The organism is Streptomyces sp. NPDC050161 (assembly GCF_044460025.1).
Taxonomy (GTDB): Bacteria; Actinomycetota; Actinomycetes; order Streptomycetales; family Streptomycetaceae; genus Streptomyces.
The window spans coordinates 147,907-160,524 of sequence record NZ_JBITJM010000013.1 but is presented as its reverse complement, the minus strand read 5'-3'; the positions used below and the strand labels follow the sequence as shown (position 1 = coordinate 160,524).

Here is a 12,618-nt window from a genome sequence, read left to right as displayed (position 1 = left end):
ACCGTAGTCCGGTGGTGTCAGTCCTCGTTGCCCGGGATGGTGCGGGTGCGCAGGTGGCTGCCGGGTGGTGCGTTCTTGCGGTGCTTGGTGAGGGCGGACTCCGTGAGGTGGCGGGTGGCGATGCGGGCCAAGGTCTGCAGGGCCGCTTGGGCCTCCAGGTGGTCGAGGCTGTCGGCGCCGTCGGTTACGAGGGGGCTGTCGCTCGTCAGGTGGGTCCAGCCGGTCTCGTCGCGTCCTACCTGGAGGGTGATGGTCTCGCCCGTCGGCAGGGTGAGAGTGACGCTCGCTCCGTCGGCCACCGCGTGCCGGCCGGTGTGCAGGACGGCTTGCCGGCGGCTGTCGGTGCTTGCCGTCAGTTCGGCGGGTTCGGCGTTGGCGGCCAGGGCCCGGTGGCTGTGGTGCGCCAGCTTCTCCCCTTCGTCCGCCAGGCCGGGCAGCGTCTCCCGGGGTGTCCAGCCAGGCCCCTGGTCCGACGGCGGTTCCAGGACGTCGGCCACGGTCTCCAGGGCGCGTGACGCGGCGAGTGTCACGCGCACGAGCGGATCGTCGGGGTCATGGGTGAAGGCGGGCCGGGCGACGGCGTCGGCGATCCTGGCGACGGTGCGTACCGATTCGCCGCGGAGGGGAATTCCGCCGGCCTTCGGGGGGCCTGAGATCTCCTGCCCGCGCGAGCCGAGGCTGATGGCTCGGGCGGCCAGATCGGCGTAGACGGTGTCGCGGGTGACACGGGCGAGGCGGGCCAGTTCGGCGACGTTGCGGGTGCCGGTGCGCCAGGCGGCGGCCACGGCGTCGGCGCGGTCCTCGCTGAGCCGTTCCCGGCGCTCGGCCCAGGCGATGAGCTCGGACAGGGCGGCGATGCGTGCTGCTTCCTTCGCTTCAGTCACGCCGGCGACGTTATGTCGAGTGGGTCGACATGCTGTGGCTCGTCAAGAGCCCGCGTGCTCACGCGGGTTGGGCACCTCCGCACATGTACCGGCCGGGCACGGAACCTAACGTCCTTCGAAGTCCCGCGCCGTCAGGGCCGTGCAGGCCACCGATGGCCGCGGGGGCGCGCGGTGTCCTGCCGCGTTCCACGCCTCACGAATGGAGGACTTGACCCATGCGGAGCTTCAGCCGTGCTTTCGCGTCCGTGGCCGTTGTCGCAGTGGCGGTGACGGGGCCGGTCGCCCTCGGTGCATCGTCGGCGTCCGCGGCGCAGCGGCCCACTGCCGTCACCGCGCCCGCTTCGGAACTTGCCGGGAAGGCCGCCAAGTGCAACCCGCTCGTCCTGAAGCACAAGGCGGATCAGTATCAGCTCAAGTCCGACAAGTACGCGGCCAAGGCGAGGCACGAGATGGGGGTCGGCCACAAGAAGAAGGCCATCGCCTACAAGAAGAAGTCGCGGGCCTACGACAAGAAGGCGGACGTCTATTACGCCAAGGCAAAGCGCTGCCACTGACACACCGGCACGCCTGCGCAGGAGGGCCGCCGCCCCGATCGACCACCGGGGCGGCGGCCCTCGCGGCACGGTGCCCCGGCGGTGCTGCGGCCGGTCAGGGGGCGGCTACTCGATCCCCCGTGTCGTCCGCCGGTACGTCGCGCGCCGGTCCTCGATGTCGGGCCAGCGGTCGCCGTAGACGTTCTCCGTGACGCGGGGCTCGCGCAGGAAGGCGTGCGGGAAGCCGAGGGAGATCTCGCTCGCCGCGTCGAGGCGGGCGAGGGTGTCCGCGTCGAGGGTCACGTCGACGCTGCCGAGGTTGTCGGCGAGCTGGGCTTCCTTGGTGGCGCCGATGAGGGGGATGACGGTGCCGGGGCGGGAGCGCAGCCAGGCCAGGGCCACCTGGGCGGGGCTCCAGCCGCCCTGTTCGGCGATGTCCAGGACGGCGGTGAGGGTCACGTCCTCGGTGGCGTCCGGCCGGTTTCCCTGGTCGTCCCCGGTCAGCCGGCCGCTCTCGCCGCGCCGGTACTTGCCCGTCAGCCTGCCCTCCGCCAGCGGCGCCCAGGCGAGTACCGCCTGTTCGAACGCGCGGGCCTGCGGGAGCAGTTCGCGCTCCGGTGTGCGCTCCAGGAGGCTGTAGCGCAGCTGCGAGCCGGCGAAGGACGTCCAGCCGCGGAGGTCGGCGAGGGTGTTCGCCTGGGCGATCTCCCAGGCAGGCCAGTCGGACACCCCGATGTAGAGCGCCTTGCCCGCGCGTACGACGTCGTCCAGCGCCCGCATCACCTCGTCGACCGGGGTGAAGTGGTCCCGTGCGTGCACCCAGAGGATGTCGACGTGGTCGGTGCGCAGCCGCCGCAGGCTGGCCTCCAGGGACTGGACGAGGTTCTTGCGGTGGCTGCCCGCCGCGTTGGGGTCGCCCTTACGGTTCGCGCAGGTGTACTTCGTGGCGAGCACGAAGGTGTCCCGCCGGCCTTCGAGCAGCTCGCCGACGATGGTCTCGGCGTTGCCGCCGGTGTAGTTGTTGGCCGTGTCGATGAAGTTGCCGCCCGCGTCCGCGTACGCGTCCACGAGGCGGGCGCTGGTCTCCTTGTCGATGCCCCAGCCCTCGGGGTCGCCGAACGTCATGGTGCCCAGGCTGAGTTCACTCACCCGCAGGCCGGTCCTGCCGAACAGCGTGTACCGCACGGTGTCCCTTTCGATGGGGGGGCGGCGGTGCGCCGTGACGGGCCCGCCGTGATTCGGGAGTGAGGCTAGGTGTTGGAGTGGGCTCCAAGGCAAGGGGCGGGAGCGGGAGGGTAGTTGGCGCGGCATTTCCGGGATTTCCCTGATGGGGGTACGGGGGTACGGGGTTCCGGAGTTACGGGGTTTTGTGTGAAAGGCGGGCGCGCCGGGTGAACTCCTGTGGGAATTCCTGGGACGTTCTCATCTCTGGTGTGCAAAAAAGTCTGGCTCCGCCGTGCGCACGGCGGAGCCAGACCTCGGTATTTCTTGAATCCAGGGCGTACGGGAACGGGCCGTATTGATTCCGTGGAATCAGAAGATGCCGGGTTCGACGGTGGCGTTGGCGCTGGCGGGCTTGTATTCCTTGGTGCCGTTGAAGACGGCCTGGTAGCCGTTGCTGAGGGCCTTGCCCCAGAGCAGCGGGTCGCCGAGGTGCGAACCGGAGTCGATTTCCGCGACGCCGTTGCCGTCGGTGATCTGCTGGCCGAGGTCCTTGCCGTCGATCTTGAAGAAGATCGTCTCGCCCTCGATCGGTTCACCGTCCTTGTCGAGGAGGGTGGCCTTGCACTTGCCGCTTGCCTGGCCGCCGATGGTGCCCTTCGTCGACGACGCGGTGAGCTTGACGCCCTGCTTTTTGGCCGATGGGCTCGTCCCGCCGTCCTGCTGGTGCGGCAGGGTCTGGTTCTTCAGGCTTGCGTTCTCGGCCTTCAGTTGTTCGTTTTCCGCTTTGAGGTCTTCAAGCTCCGACTCCAGCGCCTGCTGCTTCAACTGGTCCGTCTTCTCCGACATTTGAAGATTCTCCTAGTCACGTCATGCGCCACGCGCCGTGGTTGGCGCCGCGCCATCAGAGTGCCTAGGTATTCCAGCGGCTGTATATCGAACTACCACTTTTGAGTTGCCGGAGAAATCCGTATGAGTGATGTCGGGCGGGCGGCTGGTTTGCCACGCCGAAAGCCCGGTCCGAACGGCGGGCCCTACCCCTCCGTCGCGGAGAAGTCCGGCCCGACGGTCAGGGTCACTTCGCCCGGTGCCGCGTCCGCGGACTGCGTGGCCTTGGTGCCGGGCAGCCGTGCGGCCAGGACCTCGGCCTGGGTCTTGAGGCCCGCGGGGTAGGTGATGGTGGTGGTGTCCGTGGACGGGCCGTTGTCGGTGGTGGTGACGGTGAAGCCGAGGGCGCGGAGGCGGGCGGCGGCGGTGGCCGCGTGGCCGGGGGTGGCCGCGTGGCCGGAGGTGCCGGTGCCGTTGAGTACGCGGACCCGTACGGAGTGGGCGGTTATCGGGGACTTGGCGGCGTCGGCCAGCTTCTTCTTGCCGGCCGCGCCGATCTCCCGGTCGTGCGCGAGATCGCTGAACAGGTCGCCGGCCTGCGGGTATTGCCAGATGACGTTGGCCCGGTCGGTGGGGACGTCGGCCTCGCGCGGGTAGTTGGGGACGGTCAGGAACGTGAGCCGGTCGGTGGGGATGTCCTTGACGGTCGCCGCGAGGTCGTAGAGCGGCTTGAGTCCTTCCAGGTCGCGGTCGGTGGTGATCGACTTGGTGGCCGAGTCCAGGAAGCCGTAGAGGTCGCCGGGGCTGGTCAGCTTGGACTGGGCCTTGGCGGCGATGGCCTTCATGAACTCCTGCTGGCGGCCGATGCGGCCGAGGTCGGAGCCGTCGCCGACGCTGTAGCGGGTGCGGACGTAGCCGAGCGCCTTCTCGTCCTTGACGTTCTGGCAGCCGGCGTCGAGGTCGAGGTGCGCCTTCTTGTCGTGGATGGCCTGCTTCGGGCAGACCTCTATGCCGCCCAGCGCGTTGACCATGCCCTTGAAGCCCTGGAAGTCGACCGAGGTGAAGTGGTCGATGCGCAGCCCGGTGTTCTTCTCGACGGTCTTGATCGTGCAGGCCGCGGCCTTGCCGATGTCGCCGCTGTCGCCGCCGATCGAGAACGCTTCGTTGATCTTGAAGTGGTGCGGGGTGGAGCGGCTGCCGCTGCCGCGCTCGCAGGCGGGGATCTGCACCCAGGAGTCGCGCGGGAAGGACAGTGCGGTGGCCCACTTACGGTCGGCCGAGATGTGCAGCACCATCAGGGTGTCCGACTGCATGGTGGTCAGGCCCTTGCCGTACTTGGCGTTGCCGCCCGCGCGGCTGTCGGAGCCGACCACCAGGATGTTCTTGGAGCCGGGGCTGAGGTTGGCGGGCCGGTCGCCGTCCAGCCCGACGTCCACGCCGTGGATGTTGCCGTCGAGGTGCTGGTACACCCAGGCGCCGACGCCGGCCGTGCCGAGGATGGCGATGCCCAGGATCGCGCCGGTCCAGACGAGGATGCGGCCTCGGCGGGTCATCCGCGCCTTGCCCGACCTGCGGCCCTTGCGTCCGGCGCGGCCCGCGGGGGCGGCCTTGTGGGCGGAGCGGGTGCCGCGTCGGGCCGTACCGCCGCGGGGGGAGGGGACGGTGCCGCGCGGCGTGGCGCGTCGGGTCGTCTGCCTGTCATGCACGCCGGTGGCCCTTCTCGTCCTGCGGATGCTTCGGGGGAACGGCGCCGGCGGCCGTGTGGTCGGGAGGTGACGGCAGCGGGCGGGTCAGATGCCGGTGGTGGGGAGGGTGCGGATCGCTTCGGGGTCGTAGCGGAACCAGCGCGGGCCGGTGTCGCCCGGGTTCGTGCGCAGCCGGCACCACAGTTCGCCGGTCTCGTCCGTCCACCAGGCGCTGATCCGGCCGAGCCGCCAGTGTCCGTCCGGGTAGCGGACCTCCACGGGCTGGTAGACCCACTGCACCTCTGCCTCCGGAGGCAGGCAGTCGCAGCCGGGGAGTTCGCACCGTGTCGCCATCTCCCCCTCCGCCCACGCCTGTTGTGCCTGTGTGGGTGACCACCTTACCGGCAATATCTACAGCTTTGTAGAAGTTGGCTGATGTGCGACAGGTCACAGGGTGCGCGCCTTTCGGGCAGGGCATCACATACGGCGCTCAACGAGCGCGTCCGGGGCCGGGTTCCCGCTGTCGTGCCGATTTCCGTTCCCCGCACGGGAGTTACGCCCAGAGAATGGCACGGGCGGGGGCGGGCGGGGCGGCCAGTGCGCGCGTTACGCACCATCCCGTCCGGAGGGGCCCGTCTCACAGAGGCGTGGCGGCCTTCAGGATGAGGAACAGCGCCACCACCGAGTTGAGCGAGGCGAGCGCCGACGCCGCGGTGCCGGCCGCGGCGATCAGCGCGGCGAGCCCGGCCGGGGTCAGCGCCGGCGGCCAGCTGCGGGCCGGCGGCACGGGCGCCAGCAGCGCCGCCACCCGCCGCGGCACCGGGCCCGCTTCCGCCGCGGCGAAGTGCGCCAGCTCCGGATACGGCGCCGCCCGCCCGATCAGCGCCGCCCGGCCGACGGCACGCGCGGTCAGCAGCCGGTCCCCGACGACGTGGGCGGCTTCCTCGTCCGCCCAGCGCTCGGTGCTGAAGGCGACCGCCGAACGCAGCGGACGCAGCAGCGGGTTGACGCAGCCGGCCAGCCGCACGGCGAGCAGATAGCGGTGGTGGCGGCAGTCCAGGTGCGCACGCTCGTGGGCGACCAGGGCCCGCCGCTCGTTCCCGTCCAGGCTGCGCAGCATCCCCCGCGAGACCACGATCCGGCCGGGGCGGCCGGGCGCCGCGGGGACGGCGTAGGCGTACGGGGCCTCGTCGGGCAGCACGGCGGGGTCGCCGCCCGGCGGCAGCGCGGCCAGCGCGTGGTGGGCGCGGGCGCGGATCCTGCGGTGCCTGCGCAGCGCACGGGAGCACGCGATGAGCGCGGCGGCCAGCGCGGCGATGGCGGCGCTGCCGGCGATCTCCGCGTACGGCACGGCGGCCCGCACCTCCGGGTCCGACCAGGCGTCCGGCAGGGGATTGCCCGGCAGCTGCGCGGTGCCGACGACCATCAGCAGGCCGAGGCAGAGGGTGCTGCACAGCCCGAGCACGACGGAGAGCAGGGTCAGCAGGCGGGTGGTGGCGCGCGGGTGGAGGTGCTGTTCGGTGAGCCGGGCGATCGGCAGCGCGGTGAGCGGCAGCACCAGGGGGAGGAAGACGAAGAGGCCCACAGGTCAGTGCCCGCCGGTGTGCCCGGGGTGCGGGGGGCCGGTGTCCGGCCGGCCCTCGCGGGTGCCGTCCGCTCCGTCGCCGCCATCGGGCGGTCCGTCGGCCGCCCCGCCCAGCAGGTCCCGCAGCACCTGCTCGTCGTGTGCCGAGAGCGCCGAGACGAAGCTGGTCAGGACGGCGTCCCGGTCCGGCTCGCCGTCCAGGACCCGGCGCATCCGCAGCGCCGCGAGACCGGCCTCGTCGGCGGCCGGTGTCCACAGGTAGGCGCGGCCCGACCGCTCGCGGGTGACGGCCTTCTTGGCGTGCAGCCGGGAGAGGATCGTCATCACCGTCGTGTACGCCAGGTCGCCGCCGAGCCGTTCCTGCACCCAGGCGGCCGACACCGGTCCTGCGGCGTGGTGCAGCGCGGCCAGTACCTGCGCCTCCAGCTCGCCCTGCCCGCGCCTGCGGGCGCGCTCCTGGCCGGGCCCGAAGGCGTCCCGGTGTCTGCCGGAGCGTTCCGGTGAGGGGTCGCCGAGCGCCCTCCCGAAGGACTTCCCGCCCATGCCGCCGCCTCCCGTTCGTGCCGACGCCCCGCGGGGGCGGGGCGCCGGGGCATCTTACGGCGGCCCGCCCCCGCGGTCAGGTGCGCGGTTTCCGGTCCGCTCCCGTCGCCAACTTCTACAGTCCTGTAGATTTTAAGCTGCCGCACGCCGGCGGGCCGCCCGGCGGCGCACCGGCGTGCACGGCAGGAAGGCACAGACCGGCACACCTGGAGGAAAGCCATGGGAGTCTCGCTGGCCAAGGGCGGCAACGTCTCGCTGTCGAAGGAAGCGCCCGGACTGACGGCGGTCACGGTCGGCCTCGGCTGGGACGTACGGACCACGACGGGCGCGGACTACGACCTGGACGCGAGCGCCCTGCTCTGCTCGGATGCGGGCAAGGTCGTATCGGACCGGCACTTCGTCTTCTACAACAACCTCACCAGCCCCGAAGGCTCGGTGCAGCACACCGGCGACAACCTGACCGGTGAGGGCGAGGGCGACGACGAGTCCGTGAACGTCGCGCTGACCGACGTGCCCGCGGAGGTCGCGAAGATCGTCTTCCCGGTCTCCATCCACGACGCCGAGAGCCGCGGGCAGAGTTTCGGCCAGGTCCGCAACGCCTTCATCCGCGTGGTCAACCGCGCCGACGGCACCGAGCTGGCCCGCTACGACCTGAGCGAGGACGCCTCGACCGAGACCGCGATGGTCTTCGGCGAGCTGTACCGGCACGGCGCGGAGTGGAAGTTCCGCGCCGTCGGCCAGGGGTACGCCTCCGGCCTCGCGGGCATCGCGGCCGACTTCGGCGTCAACGTCTGACGGCGGAAACGACGGAATCGGCGGCGGGGGAGGGGACGGCAGCGTCTCCTCCCCCGCCGCCTTCGCGCTTCTCAGCGGCCGTGACCCGACCGTCTCAGAGGTCGAACTCGGTGGGCGCGATGTCGAGCGCGAAGCACACCTCGCGCACCACGGCCTGCTCCGTCTTGTCGAAGTCGCCGTCCGCGCCGCCGATGACGATGCCGATCTGGATCACCGCACGCGCCTCGACCGGCTTCTTCTTCACCTTGCCGATCTCCTGCAGCACGGCGACCTTGCCGAAGTCGAAGTCGGCGGTCAGCTTGTCCAGGTAGCCGTCGAAGCGGCGCTGGAGGTCGTCGGCGGCGAAGTTCTGGAGCACCTCGTTGCTCGCGATGAGCTGGGCGACCCGGCGGCGCTCGGACGGGTCGATCGAGCCGTCGGCCGCGGCCACCAGGGCACACATCGCCATGCTCGCGTCCCGGAAGGCGCCGCTCTTGAGGTCGTTCTTCTTGGCGACGAGCTGGGTCTGCATCGTCTGTGCGGAATCCTTGATCCGGTCCCACAGGGCCATGGAAATCTCCTTGTCGTCCGGCCAGCTCGGGTCGCTGGCGCAGGTCATGTCTCGGTAAAATCTACAGTGTTGTAGAAGTTTTCCGACGGGACGGGGTCCGTCGGCGCCGGGGGCTCCGGCCAGCGATATTCCGGCAATCCGGGTGATAGCCGACAAGTCCGGAGTACGGTGGAGACACCGGAAGTCGTTCGCGTGCCGGTACGGGTGCCGACCGGTCCCCGAGACGCACACCACCACCGGGCACGCGGTCGGATACGGCGTTCCGCCCGAGCGAGGTGAGCCGCATGCAGACCGTGGTGACGGTGATCGTCCTGCTGGCACTGGTCGCGCTGGGCGTGCTCTTCATCGCCCGGGTCAACGCCCAGCAGGCAGGCCGGCTCGCGACACACAAGTACGCCGCCCTGCTGCCGTCCTTCCGGCTCCGGATGCGCAAGGGATCGCGCGGCGGCGCCGCCCACCCCGGAGCGCACGCGGCAGGCCCGCCGCCGCCCTCCCCTCCCCGCAGGCCGGGAAGTCAACGATGAACCCCGACCTGTGGAGTTGCCGTGGCTGACCGTCCCCCGACCACCACCTCACGGACCCCCGCACCGGGTTCCGGCCGCCCCTCGCAGGACTACGACGGCACGCAGCCGTTCCCCGACGGCCCCGCGAACCCGCCCGGCGGGGGCCGGCGGCTGTACGTCACGGTGACCGCCGTCATCGTCATCGCCCCCTTCATCGGCCTCGGCCTCGCCATCCCGCTGCTGTGGGGACGCGCGGTGAGCACCACCGACCTCGTCATCGCCGCGGTGCTCTACGTCGTCTCCGGCCTCGGCGTCACCATCGGCTTCCACCGCGGTCTGACCCACGGCAGCTACACCGCGGCCCCCGCGCTGCGCATCGCGCTCGCCGTCGCCGGATCGCTGAGCTTCCAGGGCGACGTCATCGACTGGGTCGCCACCCACCGCAGGCACCACGCCTTCACCGACCGCCCCGGCGACCCGCACTCCCCCTACCGCTACGGCACCAGCCTGCGCGGACAACTGCGCGGCCTGGTCCACTCGCACATCGGCTGGCTCTTCGGCAACGACCCGACCTCGCACCAGCGGTACGCCCCCGACCTGCTCGCCGACCGCGGCATCCGCGCGGTGGACAAGGCGTTCCCACTGCTCTGTCTGGTCACCCTCGGCCTGCCGTTCCTCCTGGGCTGGGCCATCGGCGGCAGCGTGGTCACCGGCCTGACCGCCCTGCTGTGGGCGGGCTTCCTGCGGATCGCGCTGCTGCACCACGTCACCTGGAGCGTCAACTCGCTCTGCCACGTGATCGGCGAGCGCCCGTTCCGCACCCGCAGGCACGACCGCGCGACGAACCTCTGGCCGCTGGCCCTGCTGTCGTTCGGCGAGAGCTGGCACAACCTGCACCACGCGGACCCGACCTGCGCCCGGCACGGCGTCGACCGCGGCCAGCTCGACCCGTCCGCCGCCGTCATCCGCCTCTTCGAACGCTGCGGATGGGTGTGGGACGTGCGGTGGCCCGACCCGGCCCGCCTGGAGGCGCGCAGGACCGGGGCCGACCACGCCTAGGCTCTCTCTGGAGCACACCATGGCCACCCTCGTAGGAACCGCTCCCGGGCACCGGCAGCCCCCTGCGCACCACCAGTCCCCGCCGCCCGTGGCCCGGCTCGCCATCGCCCCGCCGGGCGGCGTGCCCCGGCGCATCGACGGCGCCTGGTGGCCGCACCGCACCGACCTCGCCGCCGAACTCCCCGAGCTGCTGCCCGCGTTGCCCTTCGACTGGCCGCGGATCACCCACGTCACCGCGAACGGCGCGCTGTGGTCCCCGTTGCCCACCCTCACCCCCGTCGCCGGCCACGTCGTCCGCCTCCGCCGCATCCCCGACCGGCCGGGCCCGCCCACCCTCTGCCTGGTCGCCGCGGGAATCGGCCGCTGGGACCTCCTGGTGATCCCGCCCGGCACACCCGAGCCGGACGCCGTACGCACCCTGGCGGGGATGGCGGCGGGCGACGTCCCCGCGGACTGAACCGCCCTACCCATCCTTGCCCTGACGCCTGGTCAGAACCCCTCCCGCACCCTGCTTTTCCGCTCCCCGCGGGGCCCTGCCCCCGCCCCCGCTACTGCGTACGGGTGGTGTTCATCCGAAGAACGGCTCTTCGGGGGCGTCGGTCCTCGGATCCTCGCATTGCGTACTCATCATGAGAAAGCACAACAGACCCGACACGGATTCCGGCGGTCCATCCGCCGGGACCACTCACGGAAAGCGAGGGGCCATGGCTGCGACCAAGGTCATGAAGTTCTGGGCGGTGTGCCTTGCGGTGCTCGGCAGGCTGCTGGCGACGTTCCGCTACGCCGCACCCGGCGCAGCCGCGTGCCGCCGGGCCGCGCTGTACGGCGACATGCTGCACGGCTCCGCCCCGTACAACCCGGCGACCGTCCCGGCACCCGCCGCACCGGTTCCCGCACCGGTGGCTCCGGAGACCGCACCCGTACGGCGCGGCAGCATCCCGGAGCCCGCCGCACCGTACGGCTCCCGCACCCGCCGGACATCCGCGGCATTCCCCCTGGCGCCCCCCGGCTTCACCGCAGGCCCGTTCGTCCCCGCGATGCGCGCCCACGGCAGACCGCAGCTGCCGCCCACGATCAAGCAGCGGATCCGCGCCGAGGCCCACGGCTCATCGCCCACCTCACGCAGTCGCCTGGCCACCGGCGTCGAACCGCTGCCGACCGTCTCGGCCGACGGCGCGCGGCAGGGGTCGGCCGACGAGGACGAGAGTCCGGCGGCCATTCCCGCCGCCCGCAGTCGCGAACACCACGCCTGCACCACCTGACCTCCGGCCCGTCCCGCCACGGGATCCGGGCCGCACCCCTCGCACGCACGCCGGGTGCGCGGCGCCTCCAAGCGCCGCGCGGCAGCACAACTCTCCACAGTCACAGCGGAGTTGACGGAAGAATCGGCCGCGATGGTCCACCAGGACCACCCGCGGCCCGTCCGTGTCACACGACGACCACGCCCGGAGACACAGCCCGAGGCGTGGAGCAGCAGCGGACGCAGCAGCAGACGGCCGACGCGGCATGGTGAGCCGCAGCAGGCCGGGCCGGTGCACCGGGCGGCGCGTGAACACCCCGCGCCGATGGAGCCGTTGCGGCCTGCAGAACGTGATCCACCCGCCCCGCCCCGGCCCCCGTCCGGCGCGCGGTACGCCCCTCTGTCTCCTCAGCCGCCGGCCGTCCCGCCCCGCCATGTGGGCAGCGGACGCAGTCCGGTGGCGGTGTCGTAGGCGGCCCTGGCGAGCAGGCGGGTGGAGTCGAGGGTGGGGAGCGGGGAGACGTCGGGGGTGAGCAGGAGGGGGATTTCCGTGCAGGCGAGGGCCACCGCGTCACAGCCGCGGGCGGCCAGATCCTCGACGACGCGGCGGTACCGGAGGCGGGACGCCGCGGTGAACTCGCCGTTGACCAGCTCGTCGAAGATGATGCGGTGGATCGTGCGGCGGTCCTCGGGGGACGGCAGCACGGTGTCGATCCCGTGGGAGCCGAAGGCGCGCGGGTAGAGGTCGCTGTCCATGACGTACGTCGTGCCCAGCACGCCGACGCGGCGGCGGCCGTCGCGGGCGGCGCGGTCGGCGACGGTCCCGGCGATGTGCAGGCCGGGCAGCGCGAGGTCGGCGCCCGGCACTTCCAGGGCGAGGTGCGCGGTGCTGTCGGGGCAGATGAAGAAGTCCGCCTCGGCGTCGGCCAGCCGCCGGGCGCTGATGGCCAGGGTGTCCCGTACCGCGGCGTGATCACCGGCGTCCCAGGAGTCCATGCTGGCGCCGAACGCGATGTAGTCGAGCGTCACGTCGGGGTGCGTATGGCGGCCCGTGCGACGGAACCCCTCCTGGCAGAAGCTGAGGAAGCAGAGCGCTGCGCCCTCCGTGCTGTGGGCGACGATGCCGAGGTGCATGCGGTGGTGCCCTTCGAGGCGCTGGAATGCGGTGGTGGTGCGCGGGGGTTGCCGGCGCCGGCGCCCCCCGCGCGCGAGGCGGGACAGGAGCATGCCCAGCATCCGGGCCGTTACCGGA

The 12,618-nt window shown here is 72.0% G+C and carries 15 protein-coding genes; 6 read left to right on the top strand and 9 right to left on the bottom strand.

From position 1 onward, the window contains the following. Window positions 1-17 precede the first annotated feature (17 nt). Window positions 18-884, bottom strand: coding sequence for a hypothetical protein (locus tag ACIBK8_RS22165; protein ID WP_399043505.1), 867 nt, complete (start codon window positions 882-884; stop codon window positions 18-20). Between the two features lie 215 nt (window positions 885-1,099). Here ACIBK8_RS22165 and ACIBK8_RS22160 point away from each other — a divergent pair, with 215 nt between their 5' ends. After that, on the top strand, window positions 1,100-1,438 hold the full coding sequence (locus tag ACIBK8_RS22160; RefSeq protein ID WP_399043504.1) for a hypothetical protein: 339 nt from the start codon (window positions 1,100-1,102) through the stop codon (window positions 1,436-1,438). Window positions 1,439-1,543: 105 nt separating this feature from the next. On the opposite strand, the gene ACIBK8_RS22155 is transcribed toward ACIBK8_RS22160, so the two are convergent. The 6 genes from ACIBK8_RS22155 to ACIBK8_RS22130 all read right to left on the bottom strand — a co-directional run bounded on the left by ACIBK8_RS22155 (window position 1,544) and on the right by ACIBK8_RS22130 (window position 7,219). Further along, the gene (locus tag ACIBK8_RS22155; protein WP_399043503.1) at window positions 1,544-2,602 is read right to left on the bottom strand and encodes an aldo/keto reductase; all 1,059 of its coding nucleotides are present in this window, start codon (window positions 2,600-2,602) and stop codon (window positions 1,544-1,546) included. A gap of 348 nt (window positions 2,603-2,950) precedes the next feature. After that, entirely contained in the window at window positions 2,951-3,427 is a 477-nt protein-coding gene (locus ACIBK8_RS22150) for a hypothetical protein (RefSeq protein ID WP_399043502.1), read from the bottom strand. A 185-nt stretch (window positions 3,428-3,612) separates the two neighbouring features. Further along, complete coding sequence (locus ACIBK8_RS22145; RefSeq protein ID WP_399043556.1) at window positions 3,613-4,959, bottom strand: LCP family protein; 1,347 nt, start codon at window positions 4,957-4,959, stop codon at window positions 3,613-3,615. Window positions 4,960-5,196: 237 nt separating this feature from the next. Then, a complete protein-coding gene (locus ACIBK8_RS22140) occupies window positions 5,197-5,445 on the bottom strand; it encodes a hypothetical protein (RefSeq protein ID WP_399043501.1) in 249 nt (82 codons plus the stop codon). 283 nt (window positions 5,446-5,728) lie between these two features. Next, window positions 5,729-6,676, bottom strand: coding sequence for a M56 family metallopeptidase (locus ACIBK8_RS22135; RefSeq protein ID WP_399043500.1), 948 nt, complete (start codon window positions 6,674-6,676; stop codon window positions 5,729-5,731). A gap of 3 nt (window positions 6,677-6,679) precedes the next feature. Beyond that, window positions 6,680-7,219: a BlaI/MecI/CopY family transcriptional regulator gene (locus tag ACIBK8_RS22130; protein ID WP_399043499.1), complete on the bottom strand. Its 540-nt coding sequence runs from the start codon at window positions 7,217-7,219 to the stop codon at window positions 6,680-6,682. Between the two features lie 219 nt (window positions 7,220-7,438). Between ACIBK8_RS22130 and ACIBK8_RS22125 the strand changes: the two genes are divergently transcribed. Then, window positions 7,439-8,014, top strand: coding sequence for a TerD family protein (locus ACIBK8_RS22125; protein ID WP_399043498.1), 576 nt, complete (start codon window positions 7,439-7,441; stop codon window positions 8,012-8,014). A gap of 94 nt (window positions 8,015-8,108) precedes the next feature. On the opposite strand, the gene ACIBK8_RS22120 is transcribed toward ACIBK8_RS22125, so the two are convergent. After that, window positions 8,109-8,564, bottom strand: a complete 456-nt coding sequence (locus ACIBK8_RS22120) for a tellurite resistance TerB family protein (RefSeq protein WP_393684640.1) — start codon at window positions 8,562-8,564, stop codon at window positions 8,109-8,111. A gap of 284 nt (window positions 8,565-8,848) precedes the next feature. Here ACIBK8_RS22120 and ACIBK8_RS22115 point away from each other — a divergent pair, with 284 nt between their 5' ends. From ACIBK8_RS22115 to ACIBK8_RS22100, 4 genes are all read left to right on the top strand, one after another. Next, window positions 8,849-9,088: a hypothetical protein gene (locus tag ACIBK8_RS22115; RefSeq protein WP_399043497.1), complete on the top strand. Its 240-nt coding sequence runs from the start codon at window positions 8,849-8,851 to the stop codon at window positions 9,086-9,088. Between the two features lie 21 nt (window positions 9,089-9,109). After that, complete coding sequence (locus ACIBK8_RS22110) at window positions 9,110-10,126, top strand: acyl-CoA desaturase (RefSeq protein WP_399043496.1); 1,017 nt, start codon at window positions 9,110-9,112, stop codon at window positions 10,124-10,126. A 19-nt stretch (window positions 10,127-10,145) separates the two neighbouring features. Beyond that, window positions 10,146-10,583 carry a DUF5994 family protein gene (locus tag ACIBK8_RS22105; protein ID WP_399043495.1) on the top strand — a complete coding sequence of 146 codons (438 nt, stop codon included), beginning with the start codon at window positions 10,146-10,148 and terminating at the stop codon, window positions 10,581-10,583. Window positions 10,584-10,830: 247 nt separating this feature from the next. After that, entirely contained in the window at window positions 10,831-11,388 is a 558-nt protein-coding gene (locus ACIBK8_RS22100) for a DUF6344 domain-containing protein (RefSeq protein ID WP_399043494.1), read from the top strand. A gap of 386 nt (window positions 11,389-11,774) precedes the next feature. Here ACIBK8_RS22100 and ACIBK8_RS22095 read toward each other — a convergent pair whose 3' ends face one another. Continuing rightward, a complete protein-coding gene (locus tag ACIBK8_RS22095) occupies window positions 11,775-12,500 on the bottom strand; it encodes an aspartate/glutamate racemase family protein (protein WP_399043493.1) in 726 nt (241 codons plus the stop codon). Between the last annotated feature and the right edge of the window lie 118 nt (window positions 12,501-12,618).